This window comes from Ruegeria sp. CH11 (assembly GCF_056537105.1).
This window is the reverse complement of record NZ_JBQFQX010000005.1, coordinates 163,326-178,289: the sequence shown is the minus strand read 5'-3', so window position 1 is coordinate 178,289 and position 14,964 is coordinate 163,326. Positions and strand designations below refer to the sequence as shown.

Genomic DNA, 14,964 nt, shown 5'->3' with positions numbered 1-14,964 from the left:
TACACTATTGCTAGGGGAAACGAATGTCCCTGTTTGCGATTCTGTTTGCTTTTACTCTATTGTGCGCGTGTTCGATCCAACGCAGAAACACACTATGGTGCAGACGCTTCGCAAACCCGAAATCATCAACATTGCCCGGCGCGAGGGCAAAGTAACCGTCGACACGCTGGTCGCGCATTTCAACGTTACGCCACAGACCATTCGCCGCGATCTAACGGAACTCGCTGAGGCCGGGCAGTTGGAGCGCGTACATGGCGGGGCGATCCTGCCATCGAACACGACCAATATCGGTTATGCGGATCGGCGCGAGTTGAATCAGGCCGCGAAAGTGGACATTGCGCGGGAATGCGTAAAGCACATCCCGAACGACTGCTCGTTGTTTCTGAATATCGGAACCACGACCGAGGCGGTTGCTGCTGAACTCGGTGGGCACAGCGGATTGTTGGTGGTGACGAACAATCTGAATATCGCAGTGATCCTGTCCAATCATCCAGAAATCGAGCTCGTCGTTGCCGGAGGCAGTCTTCGCGCTTCGGATGGCGGGATGGTTGGCGATCTAACGCGGCAGGTGGTTTCGCAATTTCGGTTCGATTATGCCGTGATCGGTTGTTCTGCCTTGCACGAAGAGGGTGATATTCTGGATTTCGACCTGCGCGAAGTTGGGATCAGCAAGGAAATCATCCGTCGCAGTGACAACGTCTTGCTGGCCGCTGACGCGTCCAAGTTCGAACGCAAAGCGCCTGCTTGCATCGCCTCGGTTGCGGATGTGGACATGTTTGTCACCGACCGCGCGCCTCCGTCGCGATGTTCCGCGCTCTGCGCCCAGGCCGGAACCGCGATTTCGATTGCAGTGCCGATCCGAGCCCAGCGGGCTTCACCGATCTGAGGATTTGAAAGCGGACGCAAGCGCGTCGCCCATCGCGTTATTGCGGGATGAACCGCCAGTTTTCAAGTTCTTCGAACCCGATGTCTTGCCGCGCTGACGGGGTGTGTCCGAGCGATTGGGCTTGCCACCATCCTTGCGCATGCTCAACCCGATGCGCTTGCGGGGCACATCAACCTCAACGACGCGCACTTTGACGACCTGCCCGGTCTTAACGACGTCATGCGGGTCCTTGACGAACCGATCGGCCAATTGGCTGACATGCACGAGCCCGTCCTGATGCACCCCGATGTCGACGAAGGCGCCAAAGGCCGCCACATTCGTCACGGTTCCTTCCAACATCATACCCGGTTTCAGGTCAGTAATTTCTTCAACCCCATCGGTGAATGTTGCCGTGACGAAGCTTGGCCGAGGATCGCGACCGGGTTTTTCGAGTTCTGCGAATATGTCGCGCACAGTCGGCAGACCGAAAGAGCCATCGACAAACTGCTCCGCTCGCAGGCCGCGCAGAGCGCCGTCCTGGCCCATGATCTGGCGGATATCGCGCCCGCAGGCGGCGACAACCCGGCGGGCAACATCATAGGCTTCGGGGTGAACCGAAGACGCGTCCAGCGGCTCGGACCCGTCACGAATGCGCAGAAATCCAGCGCATTGCTCAAATGCACGCGGCCCCAGGCGGGCGACTTTCATTAAATCCTTGCGTGACGCAAACGCCCCATTGAGATCGCGATGGGACACGATGGCGTCGGCAAGACCCGGCCCCAGACCCGAGACATGGGACAAAAGCGGTGCCGAGGCTGTGTTCAGATCAACGCCGACCGCGTTCACCACGTCCTCGATAACGGCCTCAAGCGACTGCGACAGCCGGTGCTGATCCACGTCATGCTGATACTGGCCGACCCCTATGCTCTTGGGGTCAATCTTGACCAGCTCTGCAAGCGGGTCCTGTAACCGGCGCGCAATCGACACCGCGCCCCGCAACGAAACGTCCAGATCGGGAAACTCCCGCGCCGCCAGTTCCGATGCAGAGTAGACAGAGGCCCCCGCCTCGGAGACGACAACCTTGGTCGGAGCCTTCACCGCTTTGGGCAACATCGACAGAGCGTCGCCAACCAATCGCTCGGTTTCACGGCTGGCGGTGCCGTTTCCGATGGCTATCAATTCGATCTTGTGGGTCGAGATGAGGTTAAGGATCGCGGCTTGCGCCCCGCGCGGATCGTTCTTCGGTTGAAACGGGTATAACGTTTCCGTCGCAACCAGCTTGCCCGTCGCATCTACCACAGCTGCTTTGACACCTGTGCGAATGCCAGGATCCAGCCCCAGCGTCGGGCGGGCACCTGCGGGAGACGCGAATAGCAAATCCTTGAGATTGCGCGCGAAGACCTGAATTGCCTCGTCCTGTGCACGGGCACGAAGATCAGCCATCAGTTCGACCATCATCGACAGCGACAGCTTGACCCGCCAGGTCCAGCCCGCCACCTTGCGCAGCCATGCGTCGCCCGGTCCCGTACCGCGCGTTTCCAGATGGGCCGCCACGATGTTTTCGGCCCGCGCGGCTCCGGTTTCCGGATCCGGTGCGATGTCCAGCGTCACGATCCCCTCTTTCGAGGCTCGAAGCATCGCCAGCGCCCGGTGGGAAGGTACTTTGGACCACAGCTCGGAATGGTCGAAATAGTCGCTGAATTTCGCCCCCTCCTGTTGTTTCCCGTCGATCACCTTGGCCGACAACAACGCCTCGCGCTGCATGAACGCCCGCAACTCGCCCAAAAGGCCCGCGTTCTCAGTCAGTCGCTCGGTTATGATGTCGCGCGCTCCGTTCAGCGCGTCCTTGGTCGTGGGCACGGCCTCGGTCACGTAATCCTGCGCCAATGTCTCGGGGTCAGCGCCCCTGTTTGCCAGAATCGCGTCCACCAACGGTTCCAGCCCGTTTTCACGCGCGATCATCGCTTTGGTCCGGCGCTTAGGTTTGTAGGGCAGATAGATGTCTTCCAATTGCGCCTTGGTTTCGGCACCTTCGATCGATTTCTGCAGGTCCTCGGTGAGCTTGCCTTGGTCCCGGATCGAATTCAGGATCGAGTCGCGCCGCGCCTCAAGCTCGCGCAGATAATCCAACCGATCCGCAAGGACCCTAAGCTGCGTGTCGTCGAGCCCGCCGGTTACCTCTTTGCGATACCTTGCGACGAAGGGCACCGTGGCCCCATCATCCAGCAGCCCGACCGCAGCTTGAACCTGCTCGGCGCGCGCGCTGATTTCCGTGGCGATGGTGCGGGCGATACGATCCAAGGTGGAACCTCCTGAAATTGAGTTGGGAGAACTTTCTAGCCAGCGGGGTCAGGAAGGGAAAGTAGAATTTGCCCGCATAGAGATTCCTACGGGTAAATCTCATGATTACAACACATTACGAGGGCGAGCCGTACGAATATCCCCTTTGCACAATTTCTGCACATCCACTGCGTGACCATCTGCACCGTTGTCCGTCAAACAGGCCCTCACAAAAACTTCGGAGCAGAAAATGGGACAGTTTGTTGTACGGGGCATTCCGCCCTCGGTTTTGCAGGACAGTTGGTGGCTTGAGGCGTCCAAGCCAAAGCCAGCCGAGGCAGCTGGCACTGCTGGGCGCAACTGGCGGCGGGCCACGGGACTTTTGGCAGTTCTGATCGCATTGGCCGATGTGCTGATGTTGGGATACGCGCCGGGCATTTCTTTGGCGGTTTTCGCACTCATTCTCGCCGGGGCGGTCTGGTGGTTGTCCGTTCGGTGCACTAGGCAGATGGGGCCAGCAATTCTGTTTGGCCTGAGTCTTCTGCCGGTTGTCGAATATGTGCAGGCGCTATCGGTGGCCTTTCTTCTCGGCGGATCAACAGTGGCAATGTGTTGGGCGCTGAAGGGGCGTTGCGAGGCGGCGGCGGTTCGCCGGTTCCTGCGACTGTTTCCCACGATAACGATCTGGCAGGCGGTGAACCTGGTGAAACAGGTGCGCCTATCCACCGGGTCCGGGAAGGCAACGCGACACCTTTTGCGCGACTGGGGTTTCCCCTTGGGTGGGGCGCTGTTGCTTGTTGGCCTCATGATCGCGGCCAACCCGGTTCTGTCGGACTGGCTGGCGAACGTCCTGAGGATGGATCTGCAACTGGACCGCATCCTGTTCTGGATTGGCGCGGCGTTCATGATCTGGCCGTTTCTGGCAGTGGCCGTGCAGCCGGGTTTGCTGGCCCCCAAAATGGGACCTTGGCGCAAAGGCCCAACACCTCGGCTGGGTCTAAATGCGCGCTCGGTGGCAAATGCGCTCATTCTGTTCAACTTGCTGCTGGCGCTGCAAACGGTGATGGATGCAGCATTTCTTTGGGGTCACGCTGAACTGCCCGAAGGGCTGAGCCATGCGGAATACGCTCATCGTGGCGCGTATCCTTTGCTTGTAACTGCATTGCTGGCGGGCGCGTTTGCGCTGGCTGCTCGGCCATATCTCAGCGAACGACGCGGGCTGACAGGGTGGATGATGCTGTGGCTGACTCAAAACGTCTTGCTGGTGGCCTCGTCTTTGATGCGACTGTCCCTTTATGTCGAGGCCTATGGTCTGACGTATCTGCGCGTTCACGCCGCCATCTGGATGGCGCTGGTCGCGTTGGGTCTGTGCCTGACCGGTTGGCAAATTCTGAAGGGGAGATCGAACCAGTGGCTGGTCGTTCGCACAGTGATCCTGGGTCTGGGCGTTCTGTATGCCTGTTGTTTTGTCAACTTTGCTGCACTGATCGCCCGTTGGAATCTGGACCACCCGACCCGGTTCGACATGTACTATGCTTGTCAGTTGGGATCGATGGCGGCAGCAGAGTTGAGCACGGACCACCATCTCAAGACATGTGCGCAACCTCCGGTCATTCGGAACTGGCGCGAATGGGGGTTTCGCGCTGATCGCGTGATCCGTAGTCTGAACGTTGAACCAAGCCCGGAGAAAGACCATGAAAATTCTCGTCGTGGATGACGACCCGCGACTACGCGAACTGGTCTCGATCACGCTTGAACGTGCGGGGTACAGCGTGATCAGCGCGCGCGACGGGCAAATGGCGCTGAATTGCGCCCTGCGCGAGCGCCCCGAATTCATCGTTCTGGATGTTGGACTACCCGAACTGGACGGGCTTGAGGTGTGCCGACGCATACGTGCGCGCTCGGATGTGCCGATCCTGTTTCTAACCGCCCGCGATGACGAGATTGACCGCATTCTGGGCCTGGAACTTGGCGCAGATGACTATGTGACCAAACCTTTCAGCCCGCGAGAGCTAGTGGCCCGCATCAAAGCGATCCTGAAACGCAGCACGGCGAGCGCAACCCAAGCCATTCTGCGTCATGGTCCAATGGAGTTGGATATGCAAAGCCACCTGGTTCGTTTGGACGGCGCGGCCTTGCCGCTGACGGCGACAGAACTGTCGATTTTGCGGCGGCTCATGCAAACGCCCGAAGCCATCGTCTCGCGCCCTCAGTTGATCGACGCGATCTACGGAACGGGCAGCCAGGTCTCGGACCGTACGTTGGACAGCCACCTGAGAAACCTGCGACGCAAACTGGGCGAGCAGGGGTGGTCCGGGGCGGTCGAAACCGTCCACGGCATCGGTTTGCGGATGGGCGCATGGCCGGGCTGAGGCGCAAGTGGCGCCCGTCGCTGGGCTTCGTTCTGGGCGGAGGGTTGGCGGGCACGCTGGCCCTGTCACTGTTGGGTCTGATCGCGCTACGCTATCTCGGGCCCGAGATTGGGTTTCGCAATGCAGCGATCATTCTGGCTGTCGGGATCGGTCTGGCGACATGTGGTCTGGGCTATTTGTTGGTCCGATTGCTGCTGCGTCCGATCGCGGCGCTGGCGCAGTATTCGGCCGCGGTACAACAGGGCCACGCGGCCGCTCCGCCGGAACATTTCGGCACGCAAGAGCTGTCGCGTCTGGCGGGGTCCGTGATGGAGATGGCCGATACGTTGCAAAGGCGCGAAGCATCGATCCGCAGTTTCGCCGACCACGTAACGCATGAGCTGAAAACCCCAGTCACCGCCATCCAAGCGGCATCCGAGTTGCTTGAGGATGCTGATTTGGCCGAACAGGACCACACGCTGGTTCAGCAGATTGCAGGCGCCAACAGCCAGATGCAAACCCATCTGGCCGCGTTGAACCGAGTCGCAGCAGCGCGGGTTCCAGAACATCACGGCAGTACCGATCTGCACAAGCTGTCGCCAGAACTGCGCGAGGCGTTTCCCGAGCTGAACCTGGATATTCAGAACGAGGCCCAATGCCTGCCGCTTGCCTCCTCAGGTCTGCGGATCGTGCTGCAGCACCTGCTCGACAATGCCAGACGTCACGGGGCAAGGCGCGTCACTCTGATTGCCGAGCCTGGACGTTTGTCAGTCCAGGACGACGGCCCGGGGATTTCCGACGGCAATCGAAACCGCATTTTCAACCCGTTCTTTACCACTGCGCGCGAGCAGGGTGGCACAGGCATGGGTCTGACCATCGCGGCAAACCTGCTGAACGCCCATGGGGCGCGGATAACGTTGGAGCCTTCAGAGGCAGGGGCGCGTTTTGAAGTTTTGTTTCCAATAAGTTAAGGCTAGTTCTTCACTTGAAATATTAACTTCTGGTTACTACCTATGGATGAGTTGTTTCATGTTCAGGAGATTGAATGAAGGTCCGCCTTGCTGCTCTAATCACCGCCTGCGCCGCAGCTTTTCTATGGTATGCCGAACCGCTAAAATCCGAGGACTTGGCAGGGATTTGCGTCAGTTCCAAGAAGCCAAGATCCGATGTGATCGCTGCCTGCACAACACTGATCGAGGATCAGAACACAACACCTGAGTATAGGCATTTGTTCCTGACTGAGCGGGCGTGGTCGCATAGCTGTGACAACCGCTATGAACGTGCGATTGCGGATGTCGATCAGGCACTAGAACTGCAACCGGATAACTACAAGACATGGGTCCTGCGTGCGCGGATTCATGCGGCCAACAAGAACCACGACGCCGCAAAATTAGATTACGACAAAGCCGTGGAACTTGGACCCCAAGCGTCATTCACCCATTGGAAGCGCGCGCGATACTTGGATCAGCAGGGCAGGGACGAAGACGCGTTCCAAGGTTACGAGCGTGTATTGGAATTGAACCCTGATGCAGACAATGCAGCAAAATACATGGCCAATCATTTGTTCAACAACAAAGAGTACGACAAAGCCCTGAGGATCGTTGAAGCTGCGTTGGAACAGTGGCCCGATAGAAAGTGGGTATACGACCGAAGAATTGAACTGGATATTGTTTACACAAAGGACGTTGCAAGCGCACTTGCTGCTTCCGAAAGCGCGATCAATCTTGACCAAAGGGGTCACGGGCCTGTGCTGGAGTTCATTTAACCGGCCGCCATTCACCTGACGATTGGAGACGAAGAAAAAGGTATAGCGATCGTTGAAAGGTATGCAGAATGGTCAGTCGAACGCGCAGGGCCTCAGCGATCAGTTTGGGATTGGATTACGGAAAAACCCGAGCGACGATCTGAGGGTCTGGAAACCAAAAAGTTCTATCTCAGGGGACTTCTATTCACGTTTATCGGAAGGGGAGATCTGGCCCGCCCAGAATTTTTGCAGTTCTTAGAGAAGTCAGGCCCCGAAGGACTGGAAGAGTTTCTTGAAGAGGCGAGAGGAGACGGCACTCAAATCTCTGATGAGAATGCAGCTAACTTTGAGTACGTCGTCGATGCGTATATCGCACGCCGAAACGAATTATTGCCCAAGTGGGCTGCACGGTACAACGAAAGCGTTGGGCGCTAGAAGGGATGTGCGAGCGCAAATAGCGATTTCGCGCACCCCCGTGTCAATTTGCGCCGCTAAACAAGATTGATCCCAAGCCAATCCTCATTTAAGGGATGCCTGTCAAATCAGAGTCTCCCGTGGGGCGTCGTTGCTCCGTTACGGCTCGGTGCCTGTTTCAGTTCGGCACACACTCTTGGATCGCACGCCCCGAAAGGCTTAAAAAAGGTAAGGGAATATGGCAGAAAAATCGAACTTCGATATATTGTATACCATTGTAGACGAAGCGCCGGAGCTGGCCAGCGCGTCGTTCCTGCCCATCATCCGCAAATTCGCCTCGGCTGCGGGCGTCAGCGTTGGAACCAAGGATATTTCTCTGGCGGGCCGCATTCTGGCGACCTTCCCGGAAAACCTGACCGACGAACAACGCATCAGTGACGATCTGGCCGCTTTGGGTGAGCTGGTTAAGACGCCCGATGCCAATGTGATCAAGCTGCCGAATATCTCGGCTTCGGTCCCGCAGCTGGTGGCGGCCATCGAGGAACTGCAAGCGCAGGGTTACGATATCCCGGACTATCCCGAAGAACCTGCGACCGAAGACGAAAAAGCGATCCGTGCGCGTTATGACGCGATCAAAGGTTCGGCCGTTAACCCGGTTCTGCGCGAAGGAAACAGCGACCGTCGTGCGGCGCGCGCGGTTAAAAACTATGCCCAGAAGAACCCGCATTCGATGGGCGAGTGGTCTGCTGACAGCAAAACCAAAGTGTCGTCGATGTCAGGCAACGACTTTTACGCCAATGAGAAATCCGCCACCATCACTGCTGCACAGGCAGGCGTTGCCAAGATCGAATTTGTTGGCAAAGATGGCAGCGTCACCGTTCTGAAAGATGGCTGGCCACTGGCAGAAGGCACCGTGGCGGACGCAACTTTCATGTCGGTCAAGGCGTTGTCGTCGTTCCTGGCGGATGCCATTGAGGACACCAAAAGTGACGGCACCATGTTCTCGCTGCACCTGAAAGCAACGATGATGAAGGTCAGTGACCCGATCATCTTCGGCTATGCGGTCAAAGCGTGGCTGGCCCCGGTGTTCGAAAAATTCGGCGCCGAGTTGGATGCGCTGGGTGTGAACCCGAATTCGGGCCTGGGTGACCTGCTAGAGCGGGTTCAGGGCAACGCTGAAATCGTTGCCGCCATCGACGCAATCAAAGGCGATCGTCCGTCCATGTATATGGTCGACTCGGACCGGGGTATCACCAACCTGCACGTGCCGTCGGATGTGATTATCGACGCATCGATGCCTGCCGTGATCCGCGCGGGTGGCAAGGGTTGGGACGAGGCCGGCGCCAAGGGCGATACCAATTGTGTCATCCCCGACCGTTGTTATGCCCCCGTCTACGACGAAGCAGTCAACTTTTTCAAAGCAAATGGCGCGCTGAACCCGGCAACCGCCGGTGCCGTCGCCAATGTGGGCCTTATGGCGCAGAAGGCCGAGGAGTACGGCTCGCACCCAACCACATTCCAGGCGCCTGCCGAGGGTACCATCCGCATCGTTTTAGCCAACGGTGACGTGCTGCACGAGCACGAGGTTGAAAAGGACGATATCTGGCGCGCCTGCACGGTCAAGAAAGCACCAATTGAGAACTGGATCCAGCTGGCAATGGACCGTCAGCGTCTGACCGGGTCCGAGGCGATCTTCTGGCTGGACGCAAATCGCGCACACGATGCGGAGTTAATCCGATATGTGAAGCCCGCTTTGGAAGCCGCTGGTGTGGCTGACAAATTCTTGATCATGGCGCCACGTGAAGCGACTCGGCAATCGCTGGAGACGATCACGGCGGGCAAGGACAGCATTGCCATCACCGGCAACGTTTTGCGCGACTATCTGACCGATTTGTTCCCGATCCTCGAACTGGGCACTTCAGCCAAGATGCTGTCCATCGTCAAGCTGATGAATGGCGGCGGTCTGTTTGAAACAGGGGCGGGGGGCTCGGCCCCGAAACACGTGCAGCAACTTGTCGAGGAAAACCATCTGCGTTGGGACTCGATGGGCGAGTTCTGCGCGCTGGGAGAGTCACTGAACTTCCTGGCCGACAGCAAGGGCAACGCCAAGGCAGGGGTCCTAGGCGCAGCCGCCGAAGCCGCAACGCAGGGAATTCTGGACAACAACCGCTCTCCAAGCCGCAAGGCCGGGCAGCCCGACAACCGCGACAGCCATTATTGGTTCGCCCGTTACTGGGCAGATGCACTGGCCGCGCAATCAGAGGATACCGAGCTCGCATCGGTATTTGCGCCCGTCGCCAAAGACCTGGCCGACAAGGAAGAACAGATCCTGTCCGAGTTGGCGGCCGCGCAAGGTGCACCTGCGGACTTGGGTGGCTACTACCATACTGATCCGGCAAAGGCTGCGGCTGTGATGCGCCCCAGCGCCACGCTGAACGCGATCATCGATTGATTTGTCGGCTTCGGGGCTTTGGCCCCTGCGTGAAATCAAAGTCGGCCTCTTGCGGCCGACTTTTTTGTTGCTGCCAATAAGAAAAGGGCCGGCCCCCATAGCCAGCCCTTTCTGAGTGAGTGGTGGGGCCAATGCCCACCGGTGAAGTTAAGTTAATCCTACTTAATTGGATCATTCTGGATATTAGGGGATTCCCGTAGGCAGCCCGAAATTACGATCATAAACCAAATTTCTTTTTGCTTATGTTCGCGCATAAGGATTCATAAGCGGGTCCGCGTTTCGTGTTTGCGCGATTCGATACGGTCGAAGCCTTGCCAAAAAAAAGAGGCCGGTCCTAAGACCAGCCCCAAGTAAAGCGTAAACCGAGGGATCAGTTTGACGCTGCGTTCAGCTTTTGGTTCTGCTCGCGCAGGGTGTCCGAAATGATCGCATACCACTCGCCGGACTCGCGCATCTCGTTCAGGCCCTTGTTCATCATCGCGATGTATTCTCGCGCGAAGGGGTTGGTGCGATGGGCAAGGAAACTCATGGAAGACAGAGTGGACACATATGGGTTCTCCACGATGTCAGCCGAGGTCAAACCCATGTCCTTCATTGTCGAAGCAAACAGGTCGACTTCGAATGCAGCCACGTCCGCCGTTCCGGTCAATACGGCGTCAAGACATTCGCGGGCCGAATTGGGTTGGACCACGGTTGTGTTTTCGCGGTTCAGCCCTTGTTCTTCCAGCACCACCATGCTCCAGCCTGCCATGCGGCAAACGGTCGAGCCCTCAAGGTCGGAGAAATCTGTCGCGCTTGCATATTCGCTTTCAGGCAGCGTGAAAAAGCCGCCGACGATGTCGTATACCGGAACCGAAGCAACGAACTGCGTGCAGCGGGCTTCGGTTTCTGCCGACCACTCGTAAGAGCGGTTGGTACAATCCGGAACGGTCCAGGCAATCGAGATGTCGAACGCACCGAGCGGCAACAGCGTGTCAAGATGCGAGCTCCAGTCATCGACGAAGCTGACGGAATAGTCACGGCTGTTACCGGCACGCTGAAGGCTGGTTGTCGCAAGACGGGTCATGATGCCGCCACCGTTCAGCGATTCCGTGGTGAAGGGCTCCCATCCGTTGCCGGCAACCATCTTGATCGGCGGCGCATAGACATTCGAGCGCTTTACACTGGCTGCGCGCTTTTCTTCAGCGGCGATGAGGTCCTGTGCAGATTGGCCATTCGGCAGGCTGCCATCCTCACAGGGCAGCGCAAGAACCAATCCCGGCTCAAGAGCGTTTGGATTGGAAATAATGTTCCTGTTTGCGTTGAAGATCGGCTGATAGTTCGACGTTCCGTATGCCGCGATTGCGATGGTCGCCATCGTGTCGCCATCCGTAACGGTATAATTCGAACAAGCCTCCTGCGCGGCGGCGGCTCCGGCACTCAGGGTGGTGACGGCGGTCGCCGACATCAAAGCTCTCTTAAGGTTAAATTCCAACATGTCCACTTCCTCCAGACGTTTGTTTTGTCAGGCCGGTTCGGGCCTTAGCCATTTTCCATTTGATGACGCAAAGCGGTTGACACGATGTCGCGCCATTCGCCTGATTGCTGCATGATTGCCAGTCCCTGGTTCAGCGTCTCAAGGATCGCTTCCCCATCAGGATTGTCTTTGTGGGTCATAATGTTAAGCGACTTGATCGCCGCCAGGTTCGGGTTTTCAACAAGCTGATGCTCGTACCCAAGCCGGTCAATCGCCTCGACCGCCAAATGGGCTTCGATGGCGACAATATCGGCGTCGCCCTGCATGACCGCATGAAAACAATCGTCAGGCGAAACCGGACGCATCAGTGTAATGACCGGCTCATACAGGCTGACCGCATCCATATGCGACAAGGACCACCCCTCGGGGCGGCAGATCGTTGCATCTGCGAAATCTGCGTAAGACAGCGCGTCTTCATAACCCGACCCGGAACGCGCAAAGAACGTATCTACAACCTCGTAGAACGGGTTCGAGAAATCATAGGTCTCGCACCGGTTGCGATCGCTTTCCGACAAGGCCTCGGCCTCTTCGCAATTGGGGCGCGACCAGGGGAATGTTCCGTCAAACGCTAGGGTCGGCATCAGCAGATCCAGATGCGACGACCAGTCGTTTACGAACTGGATCTTGTAGGCCTGTTCCGGCGCGGCGCGCAGCAAGGCGGTTTCGACGAGGTTGGTGTAAAGGCCACGATGGGGCAGGGCCTCGTCAGTGAAGGGGGCGTAGTTACCGCCGGTGATCAGCAGCAATTGACGGTCGCGGATTTCCGGGCGCTCACCCTCGCGCGAATTCTGAATCAATGCGGCGGCCTCAGCGCGGGCTGCCTCGATCTCTTCACGCGCGGCATTGCGCGCTTCGGCAACAGAACCTTCATTGGCCTGCTGGGCCTTGGCCTCGGCAGCAGCGACCCGAGATTCAGCCTCGGCAATTGCCTTTTCTGCCCGCTCTTCCGCAGCCTTTACCAGCTCGGCGGCCATTTCCACAGCCATCCGTTCCGCTTCGGTTTGCGGCTCGAACGCAACCCGGCCCACATCTTCCAGACAGGGCAGGGTCAGCGTGTCACCCACGCGGATGATATTGGGGTTCGAGCCGATGACGTCGCGGTTGGCATCAAAGATGATCCGATAGTCTTCGGTCGCATAGACCTCTAACGCAAGCTCGCGCAGGCTATCGCCGCGCTGAATTTCATAGGTCGAGCACGCCTCTTGCGCCGAAGCCGTTCCTGCGACGGCGGCCAGAGCCAGGCTGGATATGATCAGTTGGTTTCTCATGTGTCCCTGTTTCACTGCCTTGTTTAAAGTCCTGCCGGTTTCACCACGGCGATCGATATATTGTCCTGGTCGGGATGATCCCTGGCTTGCAATGCCTGCAACAGCGCATCCGCAATGTCGCGTGCAGGTGCCTCTGCGTTGACGCGGATTAAAGCCTCGATCTCGCGGTCGCTGAGATACTGCAGCCCGTCGCTGCCAAGGATCAGGATATCCGAGCCATCCAGCGCAAGCGGCAGTTCAGGGCAGTCAACCTTGGGGATCGCTGCGCCCATAATGACCGAGGTCAACTGATTGCGGTCCGGATGCGTCCGCGCCTGATCGACGGTCAGGGTCCCCTCGGCCACCTGCGCATCAATCAGCGGTGCCATGGAATGATCTTCGTTGATCTGGGCCAGCGCGCCTTCGCGATACAGGTAGAGCGGGCTGTCCCCGATCGAAATCCAGAATACCCGGTGGCCCAACATCAAGAGGCCCAGTAGAGTGGCCCCAAGTTTGACGTCGTGAACGTCACCATGACCACCCACGGCCGCGTTGGCCTGCATCGCGGCCATGGGCAGGGCGTCGAGCAGATCGCCCTCGGTCAGGTCAGGTCCCTCCAGTTGACCATCCATCATGTCGCGCCAGGCCGACACCACAAGGTCCGAGGCGATTTCACCCGCTTCATGCCCGCCCATGCCATCGGCAACCACGACATATCCCGCGCCAGACGAGTCAAAAACCCGCGCGGAAATCGCGTCTTCCTGCGTATCGCGCCGACCCTGGTCCAGGATCAGAGCGATGTCATATGCAGGTGTCGCCAGCATCAATCGGCATCCCGCCAGTCAAAACCCTCGTCACAGAAGGCCATAAAGCGGATCGATGTTTCGCTGATACGGATCAGATCCCCGCTTGAAAGCGGAACGGTGCTGAGAACCGGCTTGCCGTTCAGACGCACCAGATTGGCCTTGCCACCATGACCCAGATAGCATTTGCGGTCTTCCGGGTCATAAGCAATCACGGCGTGGTTGCTTCGCGAAATTCCGGTATCACCGAAGTCAAGCTGGATCGCCTGATCGTCGTTTCGGCCAATCTGCATCAGACCTTCGGTCAGCGTAATGCTGGAACCACGGCCCGGGCCGTTGGTCACGACCAACCAGCCGACAGGAAAGCTCTGCTGCGCCGCCTCGGTCTTGGCAACAGGTTCCGACGTCTCGATCAAGTCCTGAACATGCGTATCGGCGCGCTCGAACCCCAGGAAGGTTGTCTTTACCCGACCGCGGCGATCTTCAGCCTGCGCAGGCGCGGGTGCCTCGGGTTCCGCATCAGCCGCCGGTTCGACAACAGCCACGGGTTGGGGCGCCGGTTCCTCGGCTATAAGTTGCGGTGCCGGTTCCTCGGCGACGGGTTCTGGTGCGGTTATCGCTTCCGGCTCGGCCACGATTTCGGGCTCGGCAACAGGCTGGGGCTGGGCGATGGCCTCCGGTTCCTCAGCAGTTTCAGGCTCGGAGACCGGTTCGGGGGCCACGGCGGGCTCGACCATTTCTTCTGCTTCGACTGCCACCTCATCTGTGACAGCGGCCAGCACATCCTGTTCGGTGTCCACCGCGTCAGCTGGTGTCAGATGCAGCGTTACGATCTGGTCTTCTTCAGTGTCAGATGCGTCGGTATCCGAAGAGTCTTCGGCGGGTTCGTCAAGCTCCGCTTCGGCGTTGCCCTCAAACTCGGGCATCTGCTCTTGCGGCATCAGATCGTCCGTTTCCTCGTAGCTCTCGGAGGTCATGTTACCCCCGGCCAGTGCGGCGCGGAGAGCGTTGAAGTCTGCAATTGGCTCGGGCTGTTCCGGCTGTAATTCCACCACGTCTTCGGTTTCGGCGGTTTCATCTTTGGCTTTGCCGGCACCTTCTAGAAGCCGGCTCAGAGGGCTTTTGTATTTGAACATGGTGTCGACACCTTTTTCATTCTATAGCGGGTCACGTCCCGCAGGTCTGCCAAGGATCACCGCGCGTGAACCACGGTGAGACTGATGAAGGGAAACAGGTTTACTCTTACTTTCCGCGACGGTCCGGTCCCCGTCGGGTGGCTGAACTACTTCGCC

11 protein-coding genes are annotated in these 14,964 nt (G+C 58.4%); 6 read left to right on the top strand and 5 right to left on the bottom strand.

The features are described 5' to 3' along the window. Positions 1 to 94 precede the first annotated feature (94 nt). Entirely contained in the window at positions 95 to 886 is a 792-nt protein-coding gene (locus ACR0LX_RS10550) for a DeoR/GlpR family DNA-binding transcription regulator (RefSeq protein ID WP_480783684.1), read from the top strand. Here the strand turns inward: ACR0LX_RS10550 and ACR0LX_RS10545 are convergent. Then, entirely contained in the window at positions 875 to 3,166 is a 2,292-nt protein-coding gene (locus ACR0LX_RS10545) for a Tex family protein (protein ID WP_480783683.1), read from the bottom strand. The genes ACR0LX_RS10550 and ACR0LX_RS10545 overlap by 12 nt on opposite strands. A 229-nt stretch (positions 3,167 to 3,395) precedes the next feature. Between ACR0LX_RS10545 and ACR0LX_RS10540 the strand changes: the two genes are divergently transcribed. The 5 genes from ACR0LX_RS10540 (at position 3,396) to ACR0LX_RS10520 (ending at position 10,106) form a co-directional block, all read left to right on the top strand. Then, complete coding sequence (locus tag ACR0LX_RS10540) at positions 3,396 to 4,862, top strand: DUF4153 domain-containing protein (RefSeq protein ID WP_480783682.1); 1,467 nt, start codon at positions 3,396 to 3,398, stop codon at positions 4,860 to 4,862. After that, a complete protein-coding gene (locus ACR0LX_RS10535) occupies positions 4,840 to 5,517 on the top strand; it encodes a response regulator transcription factor (protein ID WP_480783681.1) in 678 nt (225 codons plus the stop codon). Before ACR0LX_RS10540 ends, ACR0LX_RS10535 begins: the two co-directional genes overlap by 23 nt. Beyond that, entirely contained in the window at positions 5,505 to 6,467 is a 963-nt protein-coding gene (locus ACR0LX_RS10530; RefSeq protein WP_480783680.1) for a sensor histidine kinase, read from the top strand. The genes ACR0LX_RS10535 and ACR0LX_RS10530 overlap by 13 nt, the downstream gene beginning before the upstream one ends. A gap of 74 nt (positions 6,468 to 6,541) precedes the next feature. Further along, positions 6,542 to 7,261, top strand: a complete 720-nt coding sequence (locus tag ACR0LX_RS10525; RefSeq protein WP_480783679.1) for a tetratricopeptide repeat protein — start codon at positions 6,542 to 6,544, stop codon at positions 7,259 to 7,261. 631 nt (positions 7,262 to 7,892) lie between these two features. Beyond that, the gene (locus tag ACR0LX_RS10520) at positions 7,893 to 10,106 is read left to right on the top strand and encodes an NADP-dependent isocitrate dehydrogenase (protein WP_480783678.1); all 2,214 of its coding nucleotides are present in this window, start codon (positions 7,893 to 7,895) and stop codon (positions 10,104 to 10,106) included. A gap of 370 nt (positions 10,107 to 10,476) precedes the next feature. On the opposite strand, the gene ACR0LX_RS10515 is transcribed toward ACR0LX_RS10520, so the two are convergent. From ACR0LX_RS10515 to ACR0LX_RS10500, 4 genes are all read right to left on the bottom strand, one after another. Continuing rightward, the gene (locus ACR0LX_RS10515) at positions 10,477 to 11,553 is read right to left on the bottom strand and encodes a peptidoglycan-binding protein LysM (protein ID WP_480783677.1); all 1,077 of its coding nucleotides are present in this window, start codon (positions 11,551 to 11,553) and stop codon (positions 10,477 to 10,479) included. 74 nt (positions 11,554 to 11,627) lie between these two features. Further along, complete coding sequence (locus ACR0LX_RS10510) at positions 11,628 to 12,890, bottom strand: substrate-binding periplasmic protein (RefSeq protein WP_480783676.1); 1,263 nt, start codon at positions 12,888 to 12,890, stop codon at positions 11,628 to 11,630. A gap of 23 nt (positions 12,891 to 12,913) precedes the next feature. Continuing rightward, positions 12,914 to 13,693: a PP2C family protein-serine/threonine phosphatase gene (locus ACR0LX_RS10505; protein ID WP_480783675.1), complete on the bottom strand. Its 780-nt coding sequence runs from the start codon at positions 13,691 to 13,693 to the stop codon at positions 12,914 to 12,916. Then, positions 13,693 to 14,808, bottom strand: a complete 1,116-nt coding sequence (locus tag ACR0LX_RS10500; RefSeq protein ID WP_480783674.1) for an FHA domain-containing protein — start codon at positions 14,806 to 14,808, stop codon at positions 13,693 to 13,695. The genes ACR0LX_RS10505 and ACR0LX_RS10500 overlap by 1 nt, the downstream gene beginning before the upstream one ends. Between the last annotated feature and the right edge of the window lie 156 nt (positions 14,809 to 14,964).

Excerpts from the sequence above, each read along its gene's own strand:
- ACR0LX_RS10550 (WP_480783684.1), top strand. The coding sequence starts at position 95 with ATGGTGCAGACGCTTCGCAAACCCGAAATCATCAACATTGCCCGGCGC.
- ACR0LX_RS10540 (WP_480783682.1), top strand. The coding sequence starts at position 3,396 with ATGGGACAGTTTGTTGTACGGGGCATTCCGCCCTCGGTTTTGCAGGAC.
- ACR0LX_RS10535 (WP_480783681.1), top strand. The coding sequence starts at position 4,840 with ATGAAAATTCTCGTCGTGGATGACGACCCGCGACTACGCGAACTGGTC.
- ACR0LX_RS10530 (WP_480783680.1), top strand. The coding sequence starts at position 5,505 with ATGGCCGGGCTGAGGCGCAAGTGGCGCCCGTCGCTGGGCTTCGTTCTG.
- ACR0LX_RS10525 (WP_480783679.1), top strand. The coding sequence starts at position 6,542 with ATGAAGGTCCGCCTTGCTGCTCTAATCACCGCCTGCGCCGCAGCTTTT.
- ACR0LX_RS10520 (WP_480783678.1), top strand. The coding sequence starts at position 7,893 with ATGGCAGAAAAATCGAACTTCGATATATTGTATACCATTGTAGACGAA.
- ACR0LX_RS10515 (WP_480783677.1), bottom strand. The coding sequence starts at position 11,553 with ATGTCGGCGACCGCCGTCACCACCCTGAGTGCCGGAGCCGCCGCCGCG.
- ACR0LX_RS10510 (WP_480783676.1), bottom strand. The coding sequence starts at position 12,890 with ATGAGAAACCAACTGATCATATCCAGCCTGGCTCTGGCCGCCGTCGCA.
- ACR0LX_RS10505 (WP_480783675.1), bottom strand. The coding sequence starts at position 13,693 with ATGCTGGCGACACCTGCATATGACATCGCTCTGATCCTGGACCAGGGT.
- ACR0LX_RS10500 (WP_480783674.1), bottom strand. The coding sequence starts at position 14,808 with ATGTTCAAATACAAAAGCCCTCTGAGCCGGCTTCTAGAAGGTGCCGGC.